We start from the raw sequence: 25,159 nt of genomic DNA, 5'->3' as shown, positions 1-25,159 counted from the left end.
CCACAACTGAAATTGTTATTATTGCAAGGATGAATTTACAACATGTACATATCAAAACTGTCGCTTGTAAACTATCGTAATTTCGCCAGAACGAGTTTTCTATTTAATAAAGGCGTGAACACGATTATTGGCGAAAATGGTTCAGGGAAATCTAACGCGTTTAGAGCAATACGGCTGCTACTTGACGATAACATGCTCCGTTTAGCATTTAAGTTAGAGGAACAAGATTTCAATAGAAAAATAGGGGACTGGCGAGGCCACTGGATTGTTATCAGCGCTGAGTTCAGTGATATTGGACCAGACGAGGCAATACAGGCTTTGTTTTTGCACGGCACGGCACAACTTCAAACACCAGTTGTCAAAAAAGCTACTTATAATCTGATTTTTAGACCGAAAAAGGATGTTCGCTTAAAATTTTCCGCTTTAAAAGCTCTTGATACTGTTGGAATGAACGCTATCCGAGAACAAATAACAATAGATGATTATGAAACGCTTTTTACAGGAAGAAGCACAGCAGATTTTACTAATGAAGTTATTTATAAATCATTGGTAGGTGACTTTGAAAAATGTATTTTCAACAACGAGATAGATTCGCCGACTATTGGAGCACGTTTACCAACTTTTCTATCTGTCAGTAAAGAAATATCACTTTCATTTGTCCAAGCCCTAAGAGATGTTGTTGCAGAGTTCCATAACAACAGAACGAACCCTCTGCTAAAACTGCTAAAGAGTAAAAGTGGAGAAATACCGAACGCAGTTATGCTTCCTATTGTTACTAAGGTACAAGAACTTAATCAGTCCATAGAGAAACTAGACGATGTTCAGACAATTAGAGTAGATATAAAAAATACTATAAAAGATACTGTAGGTGAAACATACGCTCCAAACTCACTATCAATTCGTTCTGATTTGCCTGAAGAGGCAGATAAATTATTTCAGTCGTTAAAGTTATTTATAGGAGAGTCAGACGAGAGCTATGAAGGCGCCATTCATGAATTGAGTCTAGGTGGTGCTAATCTCATTTTTCTTACATTAAAATTACTGGAATTCAAATATCAGAAAGAAAAGAATTCAATAGCAAACTTTTTACTGATAGAGGAGCCAGAGGCTCATATCCATACTCATATCCAGAAAAGTCTCTTCGACAAGCTCAATTACATTGATACACAGATTATTTACTCAACTCATTCTACTCATATATCTGAAGTGAGTAATGTTGAAAATATCAACGTAATTGGTTTTTCTGATGGCGTATCTGAAGCATTTCAACCTAGTACAGACTTATCACCTAACGAAATTGAACGTATTCAACGTTACTTAGACGCTGTACGTAACAATCTTCTCTTCGCTAAAAGCGTTGTGCTAATTGAAGGTGATGCGGAAGAAATACTTATACCTATTCTTTTCAAAAAAGTACTAGGGCTTAGTCTAGATGAACTTGGTATAAGCCTTATTAATATTCGTAGCACCGGATTCAAAAATGTTGCCCAGCTTTTTCACGACACAAGAATTAGAAAAAACTGTGCCATAATTACTGATCTTGATTCATCTTTCATCAACACCATACCAGAACCTTTAGACACCCCAGTGATCAGCGAATTTAAGAAAAAGTGTGCATCATCTGAAGCATCAGGAAAACTTCGAAAATCGGATCTGGATTCATATACCCTTAATAATATTTGGTTATCTGTCCATTATGCAGAACACACATTTGAAGTGGACTTCATAAAATCAGGTAACGGAGTCGTTGTTTCTAACGTAGTAGATCAGGTCTATGTTGACCCAAAAACGATATCACTGGCAAAGACGGAACTCACGTCAGGAGTAATTAGTGACTATGGTAAAAGAGTGCTTACTATGGCTTCTAACTGCGGCAAAGGCTGGTTTGCAATTCTATTAGGAAAACATGTTACAACGGATACGATAATTCCAAAATATATTTACGAAGCCATTTTCACCGCTAAAAAAGAGCTTGGTATTGCACTCATCAATAGTATTTATAGACATCGGCTTATTAGTGCATTTACAAATGGCAATATTGATAAAGGTTCCAAAATTGCTGCAGAAGACCTTTTAGATAGTTATTTGTCCGGAAATCTCAACTTACAAAACTTAAAAATATCTATTCAGCTGTTACTGCCAAATGACCAAGTCCACAACTTATTGCAGGACGTGACGTAATGTTCACTTGGCAGCCTACTGAGTTAACGCCGGAGCAAACTGCTGCAGTTCTCCATCCAGAGAGCGTATTCCTAGTTGCCTGCCCTGGCAGCGGCAAAACCCGCACTTTGACTTATAAAATTGCTTATGAACTATCTATGATTCAATCAAGGAGGAAGTTTGTAATAGCAATAACATATACGAATAGGGCTGCTGACGAAATAAAAGAAAGAGTAGAGTCATTAGGAATTAGAACGGAGCAACTTTGGATTGGAACTATCCATTCTTTCTGTCTTGAGTGGATAGTCAAGCCATACCATATTTATGAGGAAAGCATTGCATCTGGATTCAGAATAATCGACTCTCATGAAAAAGAAAAATTATTAGAATCACTTTGCAAACCTTACCAAAAGGACAAGATTACACATTATGATTGCGATTATTATGTTAATGATAATGGCTATCATTTAATTTGCCCTGACAACAAAAAACATGCATTCATCCATGAAATACTTAGAGAATACTTCAATCAATTAGCAATGCAAAAACAAATTGATTTTGAGCTTCTTCTTTGGTCCGCAAGATCGCTATGTAAAGAAAATCCTGAAATTAATCTTACTTTATCTTTACTTTTCTCAGTAATACTGGTGGATGAATACCAAGATACTAAAAAAATTCAATATGGAATACTTGCTGGAATTTTAAAGGCTGGCAACGGTAACACCAGATTATTTATGGTTGGAGATCCAAATCAGGCGATTTTCGGTTCTTTAGGTGGTTACCCTATTCTACTCCCCGAACTGATCAATATAACAAATTTGTCGATAAAGAATTTTGCACTTACAGAAAATTTTAGGTCATCTGAAAATATAATTAAATATTTTAATAACTATAACTTGTATAAGACTAATATAGTCGCCGCAGGCAAGGACAGATCATACCCTAGTATAATTTGCTACGACGATTTAATTCATCGCGATTCTCTAGTGCATGAAATAATTAAAATAATCCGATTTAATATAGATATTCTCAATATTAAGCCAGATGAAATTTGTGTAGTTGCTCCTCAATGGGTTCATCTAGCGTCAATGACAAGACAGTTAGTAGTGAATATGCCTGAACAGTCATTTGACGGTCCAGGAATGGTGCCATTCGCGAGAGATATCGAGAATTATTGGTACAAAGTTTCGAAACTAGCTTTAACACTTCCATCACCGGAGAATTATGTTCGTCGATTGCGGTGGGCCGCAGAGATTATCAAAGATTTTAATGATATTGGGATTTATTTGCCAAAGCTTTCATCAAGAGAATTACTGAGGCTATGCAACTCAATTCAACCTATAGAGCAAGATGGACTAAATTTTCTGAAGAGATTTTTCATTGAATTATTAGATCATCTTGGAATTGAATTGATCTTTTTCAAGCAACTAAACGAACACTTTGACGCATTTTTTGATAGTTCAACCTCGAGAATTGAAAGGTTAGAGAAAGAAGGTATTACTGGTATAAGAGATATAAATTTTTTTAGAAAAGTTTTTCAAAATAGAACGGGCATAACTGTCTCAACTATTCATGGCGTTAAAGGTGCTGAATTTGATGTTGTTATTTCTTACGCTTTACTAGAAGGAATGGTTCCTCATTTTAATGATCCAGATGGCAGCGACTCAGCAAAGAAATTACTTTATGTCATTGGCTCAAGAGCGAGAAAAAATCTTTATCTATTTTCGGAGACTGGCCGTAGTAGAGGGCGATACAATATGTACACACCAACTGAAGTACTGAACAGTTGTGTATTCTTCTATAGCCAAAAGCCTATTTAGTAAGGAAAGCCATATGAGGGGGGGGTTGTTATTAATCTTTACTAGCTCAGACTTGAGCTAACAGTTGCCAGTTTTTCACTGGCAACTGTTAGATTTGAGTCAAATTTTTCTGCACCTAAACCTAATTTCCATCCAATAGAGTGCCTTGGACTTTATAGTGTTTTTATTCTATGGCGACGAAAAGTCATATACTTTGTGAACGATGGTCTAATCAGTGCTTGTTTGCCGTCAAATCCAAGAGGACCAATAACTAAAACGTCAGCACCACTGAGTTCCGTTAAATCTTCGATTTTAAAATTTCTCTTTATATCGTTAATTAGAGCTTTTCTTACGATAATTGAAGGCTCAAATCTAGAACCAGAATTAAGCCAAAGCTCCCCATTCTTACGCAAGTATATATTGTTTATCGTTCCCCAAAATAACCAAGTATGTTGAGAGTGATTCTGGCTGATCTCGTCGAAATGAATAGCCTTGTCCATCAGTTGCCCTTCGATAACTACTCTGCCAGAGTCAGCTACAACTTTTATGTCTCTTTCTTGATTAAGGTATTCTTTGTTCGTACATAGGTTCGTTAATAATTGCCTTAATGACTTATTTAACGGAAAATTTCCTGTGTTGCCTATAGCTTTCTGTTTCTGTGGAGATGTTCTTTGTGACTCTTCTGTGCCGTGCTTATCGTTATCTTCGGCAACATATAAGGATTGTGATTTAGACTTATCTAAATCAACATAGATGTCAGACGACTGAATCTCATTATTTGCACCATCTTCGGATTCCACATCGTCTGCAACTAGTTGTATAGTAGAGGCAAAACACCCCTCGATGTGATGCGCAGCGAAGCACGCCATGCGTGACAGCTTTTCCGTGTTATATCCCTTTATAAACCAGGCTTTTCTCTTGCATTCGATACAAACGATATTACCTCTGAATTTCTCAGAATTTGAAGAGTACTGCTCTGTGTCGCATACACTATTGTCAACTGTGAATAAAACTTCAATCATTTGAATATGCCCATTTTTACTTCCTTGTATAAACTGAATCGTCGCCAGTTTCTCAAACGCGACTTAGCTAAGAAACTCATGATTACATATCACTTTTTGCACGTTACCAAGCATTAAAGTACTTTTTTGGCTTGTCAGCACTTTCGACATCAATTGCAATTCGGGAAGCCCAAATATCGTAGTCATAACATTGAATGCGCTCAGGTTTTACGCCGCAGTCAATTAAACTTTGAATAAAATCACTTTCTTGCACATCAGAGTAATAGACCACTGTCCACGTAGCATCAGAAGCAACTTGGTTGATCCTTCTGAAATATGGATGATCGATTTTATTCATTGAGTGCCCAATAACAATTACGTCTCCAATATCACGGAGCTTATCAAAGTAACCCTCGTGCCTGGCGAGGACATCATCTACAGGCTTCTTAAGAGCATAAAGTGGGTATCTAGCGTTTTCTCTAGCATCCGAAAACATGTCACCAGTTGGCTCACCATCTTCGTCAAACGCATGGATCTCATGAATGTCTTCACCATGGCCAAAAATAAGTTCATCGTTGTTCTCTGAATTGCCATGAATATGCAATATACAATTGCTATCGACTCCGTAAACGGTCTGCAAAGTCGATGTGTAATTAAACGATAAAAACAATGAATGTTCGGGAAATGTCAATTTCACAACAGCTTTGCTAACATCAATCTGATTGATCCATTCAGAAAAAGTGTCCCGAATAGCATCAACATGTGTGTTGGTTTGTTCAGTCAATTCATCTTCCAGACCATAGACAAAGCTAGGTCTAAAGTCATCTGCACTGGCATCTATCTCATTATAATTATCTAAAAAAGTATCTGAGTCGAAATCACCAAGTGCATTTTCGAAATCATGCCAAGGGTTGTACTGATTAAAATCCAGAGCATAATAATTCTCAATTTCAGAGAGCAAACTGTATGCATATTCAGAAAAGTGCCCATAGCTCGTTGGCAACCCATGCCATAAATCAAAACCATTCCCGATTATGTATAGTTTTCTATTCACTACCAGATCCAATCTACAAATTGAACTAACTGCTCACGCTGTGTGGACTTCTCCAGTTCCAATAGACGTTAGCCATGATTAGCTTAATATTTTGCACTTTAATACTCATTAAAGTGCAGAATTTGCACTGACTTAGAGACAAAGTTCTTCTCGCGTATCTAACTTAGTTAATTTTGTGCAGGCTGTCACTATATTAGTTAAAGTTTACATGATTGCAACTTTAGGTAGTGCTGTGTATTAATCTTACTAAGATTGCAGGGTGTCCCAATGACTGCGTAATTGCGCTGGTGAATAAGAACCATATCCGTTTTCTCTGAGCCACTTCAAACTAACGCTCTTTGTCTTGATATCTTCAGCAGCTACGAGATAAAACTCCCACTTTGAAATATCCATTGCATTCCATGCTTTGTAGTTCTTTTCAGTGTGAAAACAGAAACAGTAATAATCGGACTTCAATGAGCCAAATTCTTGTTTGCTGTTATCAATCGTATCTCTTGCTACTAATCCACCAAACCTAATTTTATTGTCAGGTTGGATGATGACTTTTGATAAGTCTTTTAGGCTCCCATCGGGATTAAGTGCCTTCCAGGACTGCCAATATGCGCTGGCTTTAACTTCGATTCGAACACCGCTACTTGTTTCCAAATCACTATTTGCCCATAAATAGCGTCTGGGACTTTTTATACCTAAAATTTTTGCTACCAACCACTCAGCAAAAATACCTTTATTAACGTCGTCGCATAAATCTGAATAAGCCCATGACAGAAAATCTAGTAGTTTTCCGTCAAGCTTCAGGTCGGAGTTTAGCAACTCATCATCAATGCTATTTATTATGCTCATTCAACCGCCTGTATGCTTGGAAGGCCTCTTAGTAAATTGTCCTTTTCTCTGATTGGCCAAATAGCACCCTTTACACCTTTGATTGTGCATGGACGGTCAGATAGCATTACTGATGTTGAATATGGCAGTAAATCACTGATCTTCTGGCCTCTGTAATCGAGTGTTATCTCTACATCACTGACCATTAACCTCATTGTTCCTTGTACTGAGCGACTGCACTCTGTATCCAGACTCACTTCCGAATCGTGTAAATATAGCGCGGCCTTTTCCACAAGCTCACTCGACAATCCAGCTTTCATCAGACTGTTTATGAAAACGTCTTGAAACAGAATGGGTAAGCGGTTCAGATCACTTTTGATCACACAGGGTATAAACACCGCGTACCGGGTAGCATCGTTTATAAACACCAAGTTTTGTTTACGCTGAATGGTAACTATATTGGCATGCCAATTAAGCAAAGGATTCGCCTGGGTCGAGGCACTCGTTTCGCCCGCCTCAAAACGTGAAATGCTCAGTTGTTCAAAAAGCTTTTTGGTGCAATGTAAATTCACTAACACTACCGCCTATTTGCATTAACTTCTTTTAATATAAAATTCAATGACTTGTGAAATTTAAAAAAATCCCGCCAACTACACTGCCGTAATCTAGTAAGCAAGATTGTATTTTTGGTTATGCCCAATTCAGGGCTTAACTGAGGAAAAAGCAATGAGTAAACAAGGTTCATCTCGCCCAGTATCAAACCAACCTGGCAATGGCGGCAATTGGCCAAGCACTACCGGCAATCCATCTGGTAAAGGTCGTGGCATTGCAGTTCCAGTACCGGCAAAGCGTTAGTGCATATCAGCGGGGGAACTTTCCCCCGCTTCAGGGTTAGACTATGAAAAAATTTACCTCAAATAAAGACTTTAATGTGTATATTAAGCAACTTTGCAAAGCGGGCTGTACTTTTATCCACGGAAAGAAGCATTCAAAGCTTTTAGCCCCTTCAGGTAAAAGAGTTGTAGTACCAAGCTCACCAAGTGACAAGAGAGCCTTGGATAACTTTAAACGCGATATTAGACGTTACTGCGCCACGGAGGCTGTATGACAAAGGGATTCATTCTACCAACACCCGTTGAAATCATTCGAGAAACAGCTGGCTGTTTTGGCATTCGAAATACTAAATCAACAAAGTCCTTGGATGATAAAGTTAGAGAAGCAGTTCTTCACCCCGTTCAAATCAGTGAACTAATAAATAGCGTATTTTATGAAGGCTTAGCCCAAAGCGATCTGAATGGTTTTGCTGAATTTACTAAACACACGATAAATTCAGTTATCAGTACATACTGTCAAAAAATGGCGGGTTGTGGATTTTTCATTGGCTCTAGCCGTGAAAGAGCGCTTGTTACTATCAACCGGTATTTTTTCGCTATACAGCTAGAGCCCTTACTAACAAAAGTGTTCTACCCGTTTAGACGTTATCATGCGCCTTCGGCTCTGGATTTATTGAGTTCCCATTCAGCCTTTGACCAGGTTTGGCAGTGGTGCAGTGATACGTTTTTGGACTGGAAAAAATTTGAAGAGGCAACCAAAGAAGACAAAGATAAAATCAGAAATTGGCGCACAGGAAAGCATCTTCCTGATAACCAAAGTCTGAGAGCGATAATCCCTCCGGACAGTCAATCTTATACATTGCCACTATTGTTTACAGCCAAATTCATTGACGCACTTAAGAAAAAAAGTTGGGGCAAACGACTTATTAAAGGCGCCATCGACATACACGTTTCTGGCAGCTTCGATTTGCAAGCAAAGATGAATAGACAGCCAAATCGTTATTTCTCGGCATTTGTTAGTTTTCGAAAAGTGCTATCAGCTTTAGAGAAAATTCTGGTCAAACGGCAGAAAACATTAGATGACTTTGAATCTGCCGCCAAACAACTACAAGTCTGTAAAAACATCCCTACATCCCTAATTCCAAAGGGCGGCGAGGGATTGCTCAAGTGGTTTGAAGCAAGATTTTTAGTTCTGTCAGGTCACTTAGAACCTGCAAAAGAGCTCTATGAAAAAGCATTTGATGCTTTGCTATGCTGCGGCGGGGCGTACATTGAGCAAGTAGTAAATGAGAGCTTGTTGGTTACAAGTGCCGCAGAGAATCCCGATAACGTATTTCTTAAAAAGCTTAAAGCAGCTCAGGTGCTGTTCGGCTATGACATTACCTCAGCTGAGGTCGAATCCGGGCAAAAACAATTACGCTTTAAAGACACTGTGGAAAAGTGGGAAGTTGATATGTGGCGAAAAGGGTTTGCTCAGATGTTCTTACCTCGCACTTTGTTTCCAGGCGTCTCTTATTCATTCACAGCAAACTATGGTCCATTGATGCTAGACCTTAATAGCGAGCTTAAGCCTGATTTAAGGTATCCAGACAAGAAAATCAACGTTGGCAGTACATGGCAGCGAAGAATGCCTCAAATTAATTATTTCATCATGATGGATGATTTATCTTCAGTTAACCAACTTCTTCAGCAAGGTACTGACGTAAATGTCTGCTCCAAGGTTGGCGATACACCATTACTGCTGTCACTCCATAAACTCGATTTACTCGAAGTACCCTATATGTCTCTTGATAGGCGCTATTACGACGCGATAATCAAAAATCCGATGACTCCAGGCACAGTAAATCAAAAAACGGAAAAGCAAAAGCACCTCGCACTAATACAAGCTGTCAGAACGGGCAAGTTCGAAATAGTAAGTAAGATTTTAGAGTTAGGTGCGGATGTTAGTAGGCGTGGTTTAGCGGATAACCAAACTGCACTAAATGAGATTGTTAAACTGGTCGGCATTAAAAAAAATCCGAAGAGATTTCGGGAAATCATGTTGCAACACCCGATAACGCCAGAACTCATAGACGTGGGTAGGAGGTTGTCAGCTGGAGATTTTGGCTTTAGCCTCTCGGAGTTACAGGCACAATTATCTGAACATAGAAAAACGCAGTTCTACAAAGAAATATCAGAATTGATGGCCGATTTGATGATTGAGCGAGTATGCAAGCATACCAACATCGAAGAACTTAGAGACATTGCAAGACTACTAATAAGACAAGGCTCAGATGTCAATGCAGAGCACAACAGCCCGGCCAAAGGTTATACCCCGTTAATGTTAGCCGCAGAGTTAGATGAGGGAGAACTATATTCGCTAATGCTTGAGCATGGTGGTAAACCACATAAAACCTTTATTGACCCTAACACTAAAACAGCTAACAATTCATGGCAGATTGCCGCCTTCTGGCGCTCCCGCTCAATTTTGGCTTTGAGGCACTAAGGAACAGTTTTGTACGAAAAAGAACTAGAAGCACTGCTGCCGCGCTGCTTTGAAATGTATGATTATATGGCCGAGCATGTTGAGCAGTTACAACATCTTGGAGCGATGCCGGACCTTAAATGGCAAATGGCCTTTCAGTCTGGCATTTTATCATTTGAACATGGTCTCTCTTCTCTTAAGTTAATTGCTGACGGCTTTACATCATCGGGCTTTGCATTGATGCGCCCTCAATACGAAAGCCTGATACGTGGATTTTGGCTCATGTACGCTAATACTGAGGCTTGGTTTAATAAACTTGCAACTGCAGGTAAAGTTGGTCCAGACCAAATCAAGAAGCTAGAAACGCCACTAATAGCAGATATGCTTAAAGCGCTTGATAATTCAGAAGCACCAAAGCATATCCTCGGTCAGTTGAATGACTTTAGAGGCATTAACAATTCTGCGTTTAATAGCTTTACACACAGTGGTCTTGCAGCTCTTGTCAGCAATGGCGTAGGTTATGAACCCAAGGTTATCTATGATTCTCTTCGAAACTGCAACGCCGTTGCTGCTATAAATATGCAAATGCTGTCAATTCTTGCAGGATATGAGGAAGCCATGGAGCCTATCAGAGAGATGCATCATCACTTCGTCGATTGCTTGCCAATTATTCATGGATAGCAGTAGTTACCGGTCATGATTATTCGCCAGATGTTGCTCTATTAACTCACCCAGCTTATCTAAAATCGGTGACATCTCATTAAGGAAATCAGCTTCATTTACTGAGAAGGCTACTACAGGACGCTTGTATAGATAAAAAGAAATCTTTACGAGAGTAAGTATTCCTGACGATCTTGCGATTTTGCTAATTAAACCGTCAAGTAGACGAACACTTTCGATAAGACTTTTATCCTCATCTTCAGTCAACGTTTTCTCTAAAAACTGCTTAAAAGATGTTGCACCTTGCATTTCATCTAGATTGCTGAATGTATTAGCATAATTCTGTTTAATCTGAAGGTAGGTCTGCTCCTTTTCCCAGCCTTTCAATTGAAAAGCGAGAAGTGGTTCTTCTTTTCGAAATTCTCTAAGCGTTGAATTAAACTCAGCTAGAAATGCATCATCAAAGCTTGGTCGCATACCGCATACTGTATCATTGAACATTTTATAAGCAATTGGCCTTAGTTTTCCCAATGCTTCATCTATAATTGGTTCATCATCAACTTGGCGATACTTTGCAAAAATTTTCTCCAAAGCACTATCGAAGCCTTTTGATAATTTATCGGCAGTCAAACTAGTACACATCAACGTATGTCTGATTTCTAACAGGTAAGACAAAATTAACCTGCGGCAAGCTAATGATTCAGTTCTCACCTTTGCCCAATAACCTAAACTCGCGGGCAGTACCGCTAGCAAAACGGCTAGAATTTCTTGCTGCAAAATAATTCCTTAATAACTGTGAACGAGCGAAATACTGATGATTCTTTGAGCTCATATTTTTGAAATGAATTAGAGCATTTTGCACTTTAATAGTGATTAAAGTGCAGCTTTTTAACTGAAATAGTAACAATGTCAACGGCAATCCAATTTTGACCCACTTACCGCTTAAAACGGTAATCTAAATTTGACCCACCCCAGGCTTTTATCAACTTAACGTACTCTCTGCTGCCGGTATCACACCCGCTGTTCTTTTACCTTTTAACCTGTAGCTATTACCGCTGATCTGCACGATATGAGCATGGTGTAATAACCTGTCTAAGAGTGCCGCAGTTAAGGTTTGATCATCAGTAAACGCCGTTGACCATTGTGAGAATGGCAGGTTGCTGGTCACAATAACACTGCCTTGTTCATAACGTTTCGCTATCACGTTAAAGAACAGGTTGGCTTCATCCCGGCCAAACGGTAAGTAACCTATTTCATCTATTACCAACAGTTTTGGCGATAATACACTGCGTTTTAAGTATGCCTCCAGGCGGCCCTGTTTCTTTGCCGTGGCCAGTTGCAGCATTAAATCTGCCGCAGTGATAAAGCGCACTTTTATGCCACGCATAATGGCGCTGTACGCCAGTGCTATCGCCAGATGACTTTTACCTACGCCACTTGGGCCGAGCAGTACAATATTCTCCTGACGCTCAATAAAGGCCAGGCTGGTGAGCTCCAATAGCTGTTTGCGCGGTGCGCCGGTGGCGAAGCGGAAGTCATAGTCATCAAAGTGTTTTACCGCTGGTAACCCGGCAGTCTTGAGCAACATCTCCCGCGTGCGCTGCAATCTGGCATCCAGTTCTGCTTGCAGCAGGCTTTCGAGGAAGTCGGCGAAGCTTTTACCTTGTGCGGCACTGTGGTCAGCCATGGCCGACCATTCTGTTGCTATTGCCGGCAGTTTCAATACCTCACAGGCATGCTGTATTCGTTGAAGTTGCAGGTTCATGGCCGCACCTCCAACAATTGGTCATACACCGATAAGGGGTGTTGTAAGCTTTCCCTTGGCATCGTATAGCGCGTGATTTGCCGGATGTCAGACTGGCGCGGTTTTATACCGCTGGGTAGCGGTTGTAAGCTCAAGCGCTCTTTAGCTAGTAACACCGCAGGCTTCTCGCCAGTCGTGCCATGGATGCGCTGATTGGCCACATCATGAAGCCAGGGGCCGATATGCGCATTCGCTGTGTCGACATCGAGCACAAGGCCAGCCTGTTTTAAGCTGGCAGCCAGTGGCGTGATAAAGCTGCCTTTTAAATAGCCATTGAAGCGCTCAACCTTGCCCTTGGTTTTTGCCCGGTAAGGGCGGCAGGCTTTAAGTTTAAAGCCATAGTCTTTGGCCATCTCAAGCAGTTTGGCATTCCAGCGATGAGCACCCTCACCATAAGCATCGCGCTCAATCATGATGCATTTGGCATTATCAAACAGCAGCTCTTTAGGGACGCCAGAGAAGTAATCCAGCGCGGCTTCAATACCCAGCAACCAGTCTTCCTGGCGCTCATATTCACTGAACCGGACATAGGTAGCGCGGCTAAAACCCAGCGTGGCAACAAAGCCTTTTAGCTTATAACGCCCGCGGCGAATGGTCGTAAAGTCGATTTGCAGCTGTTGGCCTGGGGCGGTTTCAAAGCGCCTCACCGGTTCATGCTGCTGCGGTTTAAAAGGCCGGATATAGTTCTTCAGAATGCCTTCTTTGCCGGTAAATCCTTTGGCCTGAATTTCACGGAACAGCACCGTTGCCGGTATCCAATCCGGCTTAGCCGCAGCGATCCGCTCCATCAGATATGTCTTGAATGGGTCAAGTTTTGAAGCCCGATCAGCACGTTCGCTATAGGCTGGCGTTTTAGCAATATCCCGCAGATACTTACGAACAGTATTGCGTGATACATGTAATGTTTTGGCGATAGCACGAATGCTTTGGCCTTGTCGGTGCAACACATGGATTTCCACTAATAACTCCTGAGTCAGCATTAAAATTACACCGCCTTAATTCAATTAATGTCGGCGGTAATTTTGCCTCAGGTGGGTCAATTTTAAATTGTCGTTAGTGGGTCAGTTTTACATTACCGGTGACACAAAGCGTACACCTTGTAAAAAAATAGGTAAATCAGGCACTGCTGTAACCATTTTTGTGGGCGACTAACATTTGATACACAATGTATTCTGAAAAATTCTTAATCAAGAACAGAAAAACCATTGCTATAAATGATAAAAGTACCTAAGTCTTTCTTTTCGTAATACCGTGCTCAAAACAAATTGTTTATCTCGGCGCAAACATTATCACTGCCATGCCTGCGAGCATTAGCCCGACGCCAGCCAGATCCCAGCGGTGTGGTTGAATGCCATCTACTCCCCACAACCAGACTATTGCTATTGTTACGTATACTCCGCCATAAGCCGCGTAAACACGTCCAGCAGCCGTTGGGTGAAGCGTTAACAACCAGGCAAATAATGCCAGACTGATTGCAGCAGGTAACAGCACCCAGGCTGAAGCTCCTTTTTTCAGCCACAAGTAAGGCAAATAGCAACCGACAATTTCTGCTATTGCAGTAATGATAAATAAACCTAACGTTGTAATGACGGTCACTTCACTGCACCTTATCCGGGACTTCATCCCGACAATGTTCTTGTGTTAACTCCAGTTCTATCGTGGTATGTGCTAAATCAAACTGCTCCAATGCGTTAGCAATACGCAGCTTAATATCGGCATAATGGTTTGCAGTAAATGCCTTGCTGGCATTGGTTACCACATGTGCGGTGAGTACATGATGTTCACCATCAAGCGACCAGAGATGCAGGTGATGAATGCTGTCTAACTCATCAATTTTCAGCAAAGTATCTTGGATTTCATTTTGCAATTTGCTATCTGGCGCGGCTTGCAGAAATAAACGCGCAGTTGTGCTGAGGTTTCGTAAAACATTAACCAAAATAAATAAGGTGAAACCAATAGAAAGCAAAGGGTCAAGGATAGGCCAATCCACAAATTGCAACACAATAGCCACAACCAAAACTGCAACCCACCCAAGAACGTCTTCAAGCAAATGCCAATTCAGCACTTTTTCATTCAGTGTATTTCCTTTGCTCAAGCGGTAAGCGGCAAAGCCATTGACTGCAACACCCAGCACAGCTAAAGCCAGCATTCCCTCTGTCACTGGCATTACCGGGTTAGCCAGCCGCGGTATTGCCTCAGTCAGTACCCAAACCGATCCGGCAATCAATACCAAGCCGTTAATTAAGGCGCCAAACAATGACAATCTGCGGTAGCCGTAAGTAAATTGTCGGTTTGCAGACTTTCGGCCAAGCCGGTTCAACAGCCATGCACTGCCAATAGATAAGCTATCACCCAGGTCATGCACTGCATCTGCCATAATTGCTGTGCTGTTGGTTAACCAACCGCCGATAAACTCAATTATGGTGAAACCCACATTAAGAAAAAAAGCCATAGCGATCCGGTTGTCGCTGTCGTCTTTGATATGTGAATGGTTGTGCTGGTGCATTAAGACTCACCTATTTATTGCTGATAACAACTTAGTTGGTTTGACTAACGGCTTCATTCAGTTGTTTTAAAATACCACAGTGCTCTACCGTGCGCTTCAAGTTGCAGCTAAGACGTAAAGCCTTTAGTTGTTTATTAAGCTGCGTTAAATCCGCTATGCGACGTTCTACCTGTTCGATATGCTGTTCAATCATCTGATTGACATCATCACACTGCGACATTGGCGAGTCATTCAAACTCAGTAACTGACGAATTTCTGCCAAACTCAGATCTAAACTCCGGCAGTGTTTAATAAATAGCAACCGCTCGATATCAGCGTGATCGTAGAGGCGGAAATTACCATCGCTACGTAATTTCGCCGCAAGAAGCTGCTCCTTTTCATAGTGACGGATGGTTTGCACAGAACAGCCAGAGATTTTTGCCAGCTCTCCAATCTTGATCATCTCGATACTGCCTATTGACTCTATAGTAACTACAGAGTTTAAACTAGGTTTCATATCAACCCAAGGTTTATCGGTTATGAATGCAAAATGCTGTTCCAATGATAAGTGTAGCGAAACGGGCAACAGTGAAAATAGCGCCGTTGATGCACCTGATAAGCATGCAAAATATGCCTACCTTAGTGAATTTAGGGTGCCTAAAATGGACTGCCCTGCCGAAGAGCGTTTGATCCGTATGGCGCTGGAAACAGTTGAGCCCGGTGTTCTGTTACAGTTTGATATCCGACAAAGGCAGGTTCGCGTTTTTCACACGGTGAATGCCAATGAAATTACAACAAAAATGCACAGCTTAGGGCTGGGCGCATCGCTGACAAAGACCGGGCCGGTGAAACCCGAAGAGGTAACGCAGGCCAGACAATCCACAGCATCAGGTTCGCTGCGTGAGGAGTTAATTTTAAAATGGTTGCTGGGCATTAACGCGGTGATGTTTGCAGTAGAGTTTGTGACCGGTTGGCTGGCTCAATCAACCGGGTTAATAGCCGACTCTCTGGATATGTTTGCCGATGCAGCGGTATACGGGGTTGCGCTATACGCAGTCGGGCGTAGTAGCAAGGTTCAATTAAACGCCGCACAGCTTGCCGGCTGGCTGCAATTAATTTTAGCTTTTGGGGTGATCAGTGAGGTGATACGGCGCTACCTGTTTGGTAACGAGCCAGTGTCGACGTTGATGTTAATTATGGGCGCTATTGCTTTGGTTGCTAATGTGATCTGTCTTTCGTTAATTCATCAACAAAAAGAAAGCGGCGCGCATATGAAAGCCAGTTGGATTTTTTCTGCAAATGACGTTATCGCAAATGCTGGGGTGATTTTGGCCGGATTATTAGTCACCTGGACCGGGTCACGCTATCCGGATCTGGTAATAGGGTTCATCATTGGATTAGTTGTACTCAATGGTGCGCGCAGGATTTTACAGCTAAAAGCGTAGCTTGTTGTTAAGTCGCAATAGTGCTACCATAGCGCTAACTTACTGAGGGATTTATGTTAGGTCGTACATCAGGCTTATTATTACTGTTGCTGATTATGCTGGATCATGCCGTGATGGCCTGTGATGCGTTAGTTATGCATTTGCCTGATCATGCCCATGCCTACACTGACCTGCAACATGAACACTGCCACTCAGATACCCTTTTCGACGTAAGCAGTGAGCAAGTCACTGCACATAACGTTGCACATAACTCTGAGCATGATACCGACGAACACAGTAATCATGCTCATGTGACCTGCTATATCGCTTTTTTTCAGGGCATGGAACTGCTTAACTTCCGTGACAGTGTTATAGCCGCTACCCAACCAGGGTTAAACCTCATTAGCTATCGCCCACCGGTGCCGCCGCCAAATATCTGATCCTGCTTGTTTATCTTTTTTTATTAACGATTAACTTTCAGGAGCATACCCATGCGTATGAGACTAATGCTGCCAGCAATACTGGCGGCGGTATTTTGCGCGCTTCCGCTACGTGCAGAGCCGCAAGCACTGACATTACAACAGGCAATAGATAAAACACTGCAACACAACCCGCAGCTGCATCAGTTTAAATTTACCCAACAGCGACTGCTGGCAGAGCGTGATGTGCAAAGCCTTAAACCCGGTTATCAACTCGGTGTAGAGCTTGAGAACGTTGCGGGCACCGGAGAGGCCAGAGGGCTGGCCGGTGCTGAGCTGACAGTCGCCTTATCTTCCGTGATAGAGCTGGATAACAAAGCTCAGTGGCGCGCTGCGGTAGTAGACGCCAGGCTCAATACTCTTGATTGGCAGCAACAAGCGCAAACCCTCGATGTGCTGGCCGAACTTACCCGCAACTACATTAATCTGCTAGCCAGCCAGCAGGAATTGACACTGACAGAAGAGGCAGTAGAGCTCTCAGAAGCCCTGCTGCAAAGCGCTGAAAAACGTGCCGCCAGCGGTGCCTTGTCAGATGCTGAAATCATGAGGGCAAAGGCGCAACTGGCTCAGGTTCAGATCGGGCGGGACGCCCTGTTGCAGCGCATTGAGCGGCAAAAGATAGCCATAGCACGTTTTTGGGGTGATACCAGCGCCAACTTTAACGTTGTGGCAGGTAATTTGTTTGCTTTTGGTCAAAGCCGCCCTTTTGCCGAGCTGTATCAGCGGCTGCAACAATCGCCGGCGTTAACCATTTTTGCCTCTGAACGTCGGTTAAAAGACGCTGAAGTGCGACTGGCGCAAAGCCAAAACCGCGCAGATCTGAGTTGGCAAGTAGGGGTAAGACGCTATCAGGCCAGTGACGATACAGGCCTTACCTTTGGTATCTCAGTGCCATTATTTGCTGAACGTCGCAATAGTGCAGCCATCGAAGCTGCGCTGGCAGAGCGAAACAATGTCGAGTATCGGCAGCAGGATAGCTTACTGATCCTGCATGAACGCTTGTTTGATGCCTACTCGCAACGACAGCAATTTATTACCAGTCACCAACAGTTGGCGCAGTACGTGATCCCCAACCTGGAACAAGCGCTGGATCTTACGCGTGATGCATACCAGCGCGGGCGCTCAAATTATCAAGATTGGCTTAATGCCCAGCAAGAATTGTTGCAGGCAAAAAGACAAATACTGGAAACCGCCACTGCGGTGCTATTGAGCCAGGCGACGATTGAACAGCTTACCGCCGAGCCGGTAACGCAGTAACTGACAAGATTATTGCCCCGCTGCCGCACTTCATTAACTGTGCGACGTGGCAAACAGAACATACAGGAAGATAGCATTATGAAACCACATGTAACACTGGCAATGTTTATTGCAGCCTGGCTGATGCCGATGCAAGTAATGGCTGCCAATGAGCAAGAACAAGCTCACGTCCATGCCAAAGAACAAGCGGTAAAGCCGCAATCTGACACTAAGAAAAATGAAGAGCACGAAGAACATGAAGAACACAATGAGCATGAAGGGCACGACGAAAACGACGAGCATGAACACAACGAAACCCTAAGCAGCCGCATTAGTGATGATATGGCTACGGCGGTTAATATTGTCACAGACCGTGCTGACAGCCAGCGATTACGCCAACATCAGGTTGTTTATGGCAAGCTTAGCGCTGATCCAAACCGCATCATCCATGTTAATGCCCGTTTTCCCGGTATTCTTACCTCGGTGAAATTCTCGCTGGGTGACAGCGTAAAAGCAGGCGATGTGCTGGCCGTTGTTGAGTCAAATGAGAGCTTAAATACCTATGCCATTAAAGCACCAATTGACGGCGTTATTATTCAGCGCAGCGCCAATGTTGGTGAGGTCGCACAGCAGCAGACGCTATTCAGCATTGCTGATTTTGGCAGCCTGTGGGCAGATTTTCGCCTGTACCCGTCACAACAAGTTGCTGTCGCGACAGGACAAAACGTGGTCATTCTGGCCGCTGACACTGAGATTAACGGCGTAATTGCACATATCATCCCGTCATTAACCCAGCCCTATCAACTGGCCAGAGTTAAGCTGGATAACCGTGACGGTAAACTGTCGTCCGGGCAATTAATCGAGGGTGCTGTAATAAGCGGTGAATTCAACGTTGAGCTTGCCGTTAAAAAATCGGCCATTCAAATACTGGACAATCAAAGCGGTGTCTTCGTGAAAAACAATACCGAATATGTCTTTACCCCATTGCAGCTTGGCCGTAGCGACATGGATTATGTCGAAGTGATTGCCGGTTTAAAGCCCGGCCAGTGGTATGTCACGACAAATAGCTATCTGTTAAAAGCGGATATTGAGAAATCTGAAGCCGAGCACGCGCATTAAGGGGGCACTATGATTGAATCCATGTTGCGCCTGGCTATTGCGAGGCGGTATCTATTTTTAACGCTGACACTGTTGATTATTGCCATTGGTAGCTGGAGCTACCAACAGTTACCGATTGATGCAGTGCCGGATATTACTAACGTTCAGGTACAAATAAACACCGCAGCACCGGGTTATTCGCCACTTGAGGCCGAGCAGCGTATTACCTATCCGGTAGAAACTGCCCTGTATGGCTTACCCAATTTAAGTTATACCCGTTCTTTGTCTCGTTATGGCTTGTCACAGGTAACGGTGGTATTTGAAGAAGGCACGGACATCTACTTTGCCCGCAATTTAATCAACACCCGGTTGGGCGCTATCAAGGATATGTTGCCTGAGGGCATAGAGCCTGAAATGGGCCCTATTTCAACCGGGCTTGGTGAAATCTTTATGTATACCGTGCAGGCCAAACCGGGTGCACTGCAACAAAATGGTTCACCTTACGATGCCATGGCACTGCGGGAAATTCAGGACTGGATAATAAAACCTCAGCTGGCACAAGTTAAAGGTGTGGTGGAAGTAAACAGTATTGGCGGCTATAACAAGCAATACCATGTGTTACCCGACCCACTGAAACTGCTTAATTATGGCCTGAGTATTAAGGATATTGAGCTGGCCCTGCAAGCCAACAATGACAACAGAGGCGCTGGTTATATTGAACGTGAAGGCATGCAACTGCTGGTACGCTCGCCCGGTCAGTTAACCTCACTGGATGACATTGCTAATGTCATTATTACGCAATACGACGCTATACCGGTAAAGCTGAGTGACGTTGCCGACGTTGCCATTGGCAAAGAGCTGCGAACCGGTGCGGCAACTCAGGATGGCAAAGAAGCGGTGCTGGGTATAGCCATGATGTTAATTGGTGAAAACTCACGCACAGTGGCACGGGATGTGGCGCAAAAGCTGGAGCAGATCAAAAGCTCTCTGCCAGAGGGTGTTATTGCTGAAGCAGTATATGACCGTACCACCTTAGTGGATAAAGCCATTGCAACCGTCAGTAAAAACCTGCTGGAAGGCGCATTACTGGTGATCGTAGTGTTGTTTATCCTGCTGGGTAACCTGCGGGCAGCGTTAATCACTGCGGCGGTGATCCCGCTATCAATGCTGATGACCATTACCGGCATGGTACAAGCTGGCGTTTCTGCCAACCTGATGAGCCTGGGTGCGCTGGATTTTGGCTTAATTGTTGATGGTACGGTGATTATTGTCGAAAATGCGGTTCGACGCTTGGCGCAGGCACAACACAACGGCAGTATCCAACCGCTAAAAGAGCGCTTAAATACAGTGTATCTGGCAACAGCAGAGGTTATCCGGCCTAGTTTGTTCGGTGTGGCCATCATTACCATAGTGTATATCCCTATTTTTTCACTGACCGGTGTCGAAGGTAAAATGTTTCATCCTATGGCAGCGACTGTCGTTATTGCGCTGTTATCCGCCATGGTGTTGTCGCTGACCATTGTGCCTGCCGCTGTGGCGGTGTTCTTAAATGGTAAAATCAGTGAAAAAGAAAGTGCGGTCATAAGAGGCGCTAAAACCCTGTACGCACCGCTATTAGCGCTGGCACTGAAATTTCGCTGGCTGGTGATTGGTTTGGCCAGTGCTCTGGTTGGTGTGTGTCTGTGGTTGGCGACCACGTTGGGGGCAGAGTTTGTGCCTCAGCTTGATGAGGGCGATATCGCTTTACATGCCATGCGTATTCCGGGCACCGGCTTAGAACAAGCCGTTGCAATGCAGGAAATTCTGGAGCAGAAGATCAAAACCTTTGCTGAGGTTGATAAAGTGTTTGCCAGAATTGGTACGGCAGAAGTGGCGACCGATCCGATGCCACCCAATGTGGCTGACAACTTTGTGATATTAAAGCCGCGCAGTGAATGGCCCAATCCGGATAAAACCAAAGCCCAATTGGTCACTGAAATGGAAGCTGCTTTGGCGACATTGCCTGGCAATAACTATGAATTTACCCAACCTATTCAGATGCGTTTTAATGAACTGATTTCCGGTGTACGGGCAGATCTGGGTATTAAGGTATTTGGTGATGATTTAGATCAGCTGGTTACAAGCGCTAATCAAATTCTGCAAGCAGTCAACAAGGTGCAAGGTGCTGCGGATATTAAAGTCGAACAAGTCACTGGCTTGCCAACCTTGTCGGTGATCCCCAACCGAACCGCGCTTGCCCGTTACGGCTTAAACGTGGTTGAACTACAGGACTGGGTATCAGCAGCAATTGGTGGTACGTCGGCCGGTATTCTGTATGAAGGTGACAGACGCTTTGAGCTGATAGTGCGCCTGCCGGAAACCCTGCGTCGCGATCTGGACAAACTGGCAGTGTTGCCGGTGCCATTGCCAAATGGGGACTTTGTGCCGTTACAGGAAGTGGCTACCTTAGATTTGTCGCCTGCGCCGGCGCAAATTAGTCGTGAAAACGGCAAACGCCGGGTAGTGGTAACCGCGAATGTGCGCGGGCGAGACCTTGGCAGTTTTGTAGAAGAGGTAAAGGCCCAAATCAACCGCGACGTTGCATTACCAGCCGGTTACTGGCTGGATTATGGCGGTACTTTTGAGCAGCTGGAGTCCGCCAGTCAGCGCCTTAGCATAGTGGTGCCTGTTACGTTGCTGCTGATTTTAGGTATTCTGGTGATGGCTTTTGCGTCATTTAAAGATGCGTTGATTATCTTCAGCGGTGTGCCGTTGGCGCTCACCGGTGGTGTGTTGGCCTTGTATTTGAGGGGTATGCCTTTATCAATCTCTGCTGGCATTGGCTTTATCGCCTTATCAGGCGTAGCGGTGTTGAACGGTCTGGTGATGCTGAGCTTTATTCGCGATCTCTGGCGTGAGAAAGGTGACTTGCTGTTAGCGATAACGGAAGGCGCGCTTACCCGGTTGCGCCCTGTGCTAATGACCGCTTTGGTCGCGAGCCTCGGTTTTGTGCCGATGGCGATTAATATTGGCACCGGTGCGGAAGTCCAGCGCCCCTTGGCCACAGTGGTTATCGGCGGGATTATTTCCTCGACGCTGCTGACGTTGTTTGTGTTACCCGTTTTATATCACTGGCTTCATAGCAAATTTAGCGCGACCAAGCCAAAGAATTAGTTTTCTTCGGAGGCTCAGAGTTTGGCGCTAATTGCGCCGATTAGATGGAAGCCGATGGCCGGGCTACAGATTGCCCGGTCATCAACCGGTTTTTTCACAGGAGCATTGACTATGACTACTTTTAAAAAATTAATTATTTTGCTATCGATTGGGATGTTACTGACTGCCTGCCAATCATCGTCAGTGATTTTGCCTGAAGTCGCGTTTGAGGATGGGGAACTTCGGCAGCATCACTTGAGCCTTGTGAAAGCGGCGGCCAAATTTGATAAGGGAACCCTGACCTTGAGCGGTGGTGTTTGGCCCGAACACAAGCAAGTGCATGTGAAGTGCGGTCAAATACAATTTCAGGTATTCGACACTCAAGGCGTGTTATTAAAAACCATCGTCACTGATTATTCTCCCTGCCATCTTCACTTCAAGCCCAATACCCGTCGTACAGGATCTTTTTCAGTCGTGATCAATGACATACATCCGCAGGCATTAATTATTAAAGCGAGTTACCAAAAAATGCCGCATGAGGCTCACTGATTTTTTGTGATATGAACCTTCATTTTCTATCACTATTTTCAAGTAAAGGAAACGCTATGGAACATACACACGAATATGATGAACAGGGCAAACAACTATGTTGCACAGAAGAAGAAAAAATAAATAACAAAGCAGATGTGCTAATAAAAAATAGCCCTTCGAAAAGCTGTTGTTGTGCCAGTGACGATCAAGATCAGCATGTCGATGATGATAGCCATGACCACGATCATGCCAGTGATGGCGGTAGCAATATAAAGCTATTTCTGCCTGCCGCAATGAGTTTGGTTGCACTGCTCATTGCGATAGTACTGGATAATTATTTTCCACAAACCTGGTTTACTGGCTGGTTGCGTATTGGCTGGTACGTTGCCGCCTATTTACCTGTAGGCCTGCCAGTGTTGAAAGAGGCCGTTGAAAGCATTGCGAAAGGTGAAGTATTTTCTGAATTTTTATTGATGAGCATTGCTACTATCGGTGCTTTTGCTATCGGTGAATATCCGGAAGGTGTTGCCGTGATGTTGTTTTATTCTATCGGTGAAGTGTTCCAGACCCTCGCCGTGAAACGCGCAAAAACCAACATTAAAACCCTGCTCGATCAACGCCCCGACGAAGTAACCGTGTTACGCAATAATCAAGCGATAACCCTGAAGGCAGAGACCGTTAGCATTGGCGATATTATACAACTCAAAGCAGGTGAAAAATTAGGATTGGATGGTGAACTCCTATCCGAGACCGCCTCATTTAATACCGCCGCCTTGACCGGCGAGAGCAAACCTGACACAAAAACCAAAGGTGATAGTGTGTTGGCGGGCATGATTAATCTCAATGCAGTGTCACAAGTCAAAGTAACCACTGCCTATACCGACAGCAAACTGTCCCGAATTTTAGAATTAGTGCAAAACGCTTCTGCACAGAAAGCGCCTACCGAATTATTTATCCGAAAATTCGCCAAAATATACACACCTATTGTGGTTACTTTGGCCGTTGCGATTTGTGTGGTCCCATATGTATTTGTGGAGACTTATGTATTCAGTGAGTGGTTGTACCGTGCGTTGATTTTCCTGGTGATCTCCTGTCCCTGTGCATTGGTCATTAGTATTCCACTGGGCTATTTCGGCGGCATAGGCGCAGCCAGTCGAAACGGTATTTTATTCAAAGGCAGTAACTTTTTGGACACCATTTCTACCATTCAAAACGTGGTGATGGATAAAACCGGCACCATGACGGAAGGTGTCTTTAAAGTACAGGAGGTCAACCTCAACCCTGAGTTCAATCGCGATGAAATCCTGAAAATGGTCAACGCACTAGAAAGCCAAAGTACGCATCCGGTAGCAACCGCCATTCATCAATTTGTAGGTGGTATCGACAGCAGCATTACATTGAACAATGTTGAAGAAATATCGGGTCATGGATTGAAAGCCGACGTGAATGGCAAAGCGTTACTGGTAGGTAATTTCAGGTTGCTCGATAAATTCGCCGTCGCCTACGATCTTGATCCGGCCACCATTGTGTATACCGTCATCGCTATTGCTTACGATCAAAAATTCGCAGGCTACATTACTATCGCCGACAGCATTAAAGAGGACGCGCAATTAACGATAGATACACTAAAAAAATTGGGCATCAACATTACCATGCTTAGCGGTGACAAAAGTTCAGTAGTGCAATTTGTCGCACAGAAATTAGGTATCGCGAATGCCTTTGGTGATTTACTACCAGAAGATAAAGTTAACAAAGTAAAAGAAATCAAAGCGCGAAATGAAACTGTTGCGTTCGTCGGTGATGGTGTTAATGACGCACCGGTCGTTGCCCTGAGCGATGTCGGTATAGCGATGGGCGGCCTTGGCAGCGATGCAACAATCGAAACAGCCGACGTTGTTATTCAAGATGATAAACCCAGCAAAATTCCCACCGCCATCGCCATCGGTAAACAAACCAAACGCATTGTTTGGCAAAATATTTCCCTCGCTTTCGGTGTAAAAGCCATCGTATTAATACTGGGGGCCGGTGGTTTGGCCACGATGTGGGAAGCGGTTTTTGCTGATGTCGGTGTAGCGCTGCTAGCGATTATGAATGCCGTGCGAATTCAGCGCATGAAGTTTTAAAATAAAGAGTGGCATCTCGGCGAGCTGATATAAATTCGCCATCGCCCCCCTAAACGT

The 25,159-nt window shown here is 43.6% G+C and carries 23 protein-coding genes; 13 read left to right on the top strand and 10 right to left on the bottom strand.

The features are described 5' to 3' along the window. The first annotated feature begins 42 nt into the window (after nucleotides 1-42). Nucleotides 43-2,181, top strand: a complete 2,139-nt coding sequence (locus E0Z06_RS02245; protein ID WP_132581494.1) for an AAA family ATPase — start codon at nucleotides 43-45, stop codon at nucleotides 2,179-2,181. Beyond that, complete coding sequence (locus E0Z06_RS02240) at nucleotides 2,181-3,980, top strand: ATP-dependent helicase (protein ID WP_132581492.1); 1,800 nt, start codon at nucleotides 2,181-2,183, stop codon at nucleotides 3,978-3,980. The genes E0Z06_RS02245 and E0Z06_RS02240 overlap by 1 nt, the downstream gene beginning before the upstream one ends. 152 nt (nucleotides 3,981-4,132) lie before the next feature. On the opposite strand, the gene E0Z06_RS02235 is transcribed toward E0Z06_RS02240, so the two are convergent. From E0Z06_RS02235 to E0Z06_RS02220, 4 genes are all read right to left on the bottom strand, one after another. Further along, on the bottom strand, nucleotides 4,133-4,981 hold the full coding sequence (locus E0Z06_RS02235) for a hypothetical protein (protein ID WP_132581490.1): 849 nt from the start codon (nucleotides 4,979-4,981) through the stop codon (nucleotides 4,133-4,135). A 103-nt stretch (nucleotides 4,982-5,084) separates the two neighbouring features. Then, nucleotides 5,085-6,014, bottom strand: a complete 930-nt coding sequence (locus tag E0Z06_RS02230; RefSeq protein WP_207903126.1) for a bacteriophage abortive infection AbiH family protein — start codon at nucleotides 6,012-6,014, stop codon at nucleotides 5,085-5,087. Between the two features lie 246 nt (nucleotides 6,015-6,260). After that, the gene (locus E0Z06_RS02225; protein WP_070049589.1) at nucleotides 6,261-6,854 is read right to left on the bottom strand and encodes a hypothetical protein; all 594 of its coding nucleotides are present in this window, start codon (nucleotides 6,852-6,854) and stop codon (nucleotides 6,261-6,263) included. Beyond that, nucleotides 6,851-7,411: a hypothetical protein gene (locus tag E0Z06_RS02220; protein WP_132581488.1), complete on the bottom strand. Its 561-nt coding sequence runs from the start codon at nucleotides 7,409-7,411 to the stop codon at nucleotides 6,851-6,853. The genes E0Z06_RS02225 and E0Z06_RS02220 overlap by 4 nt, the downstream gene beginning before the upstream one ends. Nucleotides 7,412-7,559: 148 nt before the next feature. Here E0Z06_RS02220 and E0Z06_RS15845 point away from each other — a divergent pair, with 148 nt between their 5' ends. From E0Z06_RS15845 to E0Z06_RS02205, 4 genes are read left to right on the top strand one after another with little or no spacing between them, the layout of a single operon-like run. After that, nucleotides 7,560-7,688 (top strand): hypothetical protein, encoded by a 129-nt coding sequence (locus E0Z06_RS15845; RefSeq protein ID WP_268793903.1) that lies wholly within the window; start codon nucleotides 7,560-7,562, stop codon nucleotides 7,686-7,688. Between the two features lie 43 nt (nucleotides 7,689-7,731). Continuing rightward, nucleotides 7,732-7,941: a hypothetical protein gene (locus E0Z06_RS02215; RefSeq protein ID WP_070049591.1), complete on the top strand. Its 210-nt coding sequence runs from the start codon at nucleotides 7,732-7,734 to the stop codon at nucleotides 7,939-7,941. Then, nucleotides 7,938-10,151: a hypothetical protein gene (locus tag E0Z06_RS02210; protein ID WP_132581486.1), complete on the top strand. Its 2,214-nt coding sequence runs from the start codon at nucleotides 7,938-7,940 to the stop codon at nucleotides 10,149-10,151. Before E0Z06_RS02215 ends, E0Z06_RS02210 begins: the two co-directional genes overlap by 4 nt. 9 nt (nucleotides 10,152-10,160) lie before the next feature. Further along, nucleotides 10,161-10,811 carry a hypothetical protein gene (locus tag E0Z06_RS02205; protein WP_070049593.1) on the top strand — a complete coding sequence of 217 codons (651 nt, stop codon included), beginning with the start codon at nucleotides 10,161-10,163 and terminating at the stop codon, nucleotides 10,809-10,811. Nucleotides 10,812-10,817: 6 nt separating this feature from the next. Here the strand turns inward: E0Z06_RS02205 and E0Z06_RS02200 are convergent, their stop codons facing one another. From E0Z06_RS02200 to cadR, 6 genes are all read right to left on the bottom strand, one after another. Further along, nucleotides 10,818-11,567, bottom strand: coding sequence for a hypothetical protein (locus tag E0Z06_RS02200; protein WP_070049594.1), 750 nt, complete (start codon nucleotides 11,565-11,567; stop codon nucleotides 10,818-10,820). A gap of 205 nt (nucleotides 11,568-11,772) precedes the next feature. Beyond that, nucleotides 11,773-12,555 (bottom strand): IS21-like element helper ATPase IstB, encoded by a 783-nt coding sequence (gene istB, locus E0Z06_RS02195; protein WP_132581484.1) that lies wholly within the window; start codon nucleotides 12,553-12,555, stop codon nucleotides 11,773-11,775. Further along, nucleotides 12,552-13,574 carry an IS21 family transposase gene (istA, locus tag E0Z06_RS02190; protein ID WP_132581482.1) on the bottom strand — a complete coding sequence of 341 codons (1,023 nt, stop codon included), beginning with the start codon at nucleotides 13,572-13,574 and terminating at the stop codon, nucleotides 12,552-12,554. The genes istB and istA overlap by 4 nt, the downstream gene beginning before the upstream one ends. 289 nt (nucleotides 13,575-13,863) lie before the next feature. Next, nucleotides 13,864-14,190 (bottom strand): YnfA family protein, encoded by a 327-nt coding sequence (locus E0Z06_RS02185; protein WP_008224334.1) that lies wholly within the window; start codon nucleotides 14,188-14,190, stop codon nucleotides 13,864-13,866. Between the two features lies 1 nt (nucleotide 14,191). Next, the gene (locus E0Z06_RS02180) at nucleotides 14,192-15,100 is read right to left on the bottom strand and encodes a cation diffusion facilitator family transporter (RefSeq protein ID WP_132581479.1); all 909 of its coding nucleotides are present in this window, start codon (nucleotides 15,098-15,100) and stop codon (nucleotides 14,192-14,194) included. A 31-nt stretch (nucleotides 15,101-15,131) separates the two neighbouring features. After that, nucleotides 15,132-15,596 (bottom strand): Cd(II)/Pb(II)-responsive transcriptional regulator, encoded by a 465-nt coding sequence (gene cadR / locus E0Z06_RS02175; RefSeq protein WP_011918389.1) that lies wholly within the window; start codon nucleotides 15,594-15,596, stop codon nucleotides 15,132-15,134. Nucleotides 15,597-15,618: 22 nt separating this feature from the next. Here cadR and E0Z06_RS02170 point away from each other — a divergent pair, with 22 nt between their 5' ends. The 7 genes from E0Z06_RS02170 to E0Z06_RS02140 all read left to right on the top strand — a co-directional run bounded on the left by E0Z06_RS02170 (nucleotide 15,619) and on the right by E0Z06_RS02140 (nucleotide 25,102). Next, on the top strand, nucleotides 15,619-16,524 hold the full coding sequence (locus E0Z06_RS02170; protein ID WP_019677902.1) for a cation transporter: 906 nt from the start codon (nucleotides 15,619-15,621) through the stop codon (nucleotides 16,522-16,524). A gap of 53 nt (nucleotides 16,525-16,577) precedes the next feature. Beyond that, nucleotides 16,578-16,943, top strand: coding sequence for a cobalt transporter (locus tag E0Z06_RS02165; protein WP_132581477.1), 366 nt, complete (start codon nucleotides 16,578-16,580; stop codon nucleotides 16,941-16,943). Between the two features lie 51 nt (nucleotides 16,944-16,994). Next, a complete protein-coding gene (locus E0Z06_RS02160; protein ID WP_026349569.1) occupies nucleotides 16,995-18,239 on the top strand; it encodes a TolC family protein in 1,245 nt (414 codons plus the stop codon). 78 nt (nucleotides 18,240-18,317) lie between these two features. Continuing rightward, nucleotides 18,318-19,337, top strand: a complete 1,020-nt coding sequence (locus tag E0Z06_RS02155) for an efflux RND transporter periplasmic adaptor subunit (protein ID WP_132581475.1) — start codon at nucleotides 18,318-18,320, stop codon at nucleotides 19,335-19,337. A gap of 9 nt (nucleotides 19,338-19,346) precedes the next feature. Next, a complete protein-coding gene (locus E0Z06_RS02150) occupies nucleotides 19,347-22,469 on the top strand; it encodes a CusA/CzcA family heavy metal efflux RND transporter (protein ID WP_132581473.1) in 3,123 nt (1,040 codons plus the stop codon). 111 nt (nucleotides 22,470-22,580) lie between these two features. Continuing rightward, nucleotides 22,581-22,997, top strand: a complete 417-nt coding sequence (locus E0Z06_RS02145) for a hypothetical protein (RefSeq protein WP_132581471.1) — start codon at nucleotides 22,581-22,583, stop codon at nucleotides 22,995-22,997. Nucleotides 22,998-23,053: 56 nt separating this feature from the next. Beyond that, nucleotides 23,054-25,102, top strand: a complete 2,049-nt coding sequence (locus E0Z06_RS02140) for a heavy metal translocating P-type ATPase (protein ID WP_132581469.1) — start codon at nucleotides 23,054-23,056, stop codon at nucleotides 25,100-25,102. Nucleotides 25,103-25,159 lie beyond the last annotated feature (57 nt).

The organism is Rheinheimera sp. D18 (assembly GCF_004345025.1).
GTDB lineage: Bacteria > Pseudomonadota > Gammaproteobacteria > Enterobacterales > Alteromonadaceae > Alishewanella > Alishewanella metallidurans.
Note: the sequence above shows the minus strand (reverse complement) of the source record. Positions and strands in the feature narration are given on the sequence as shown.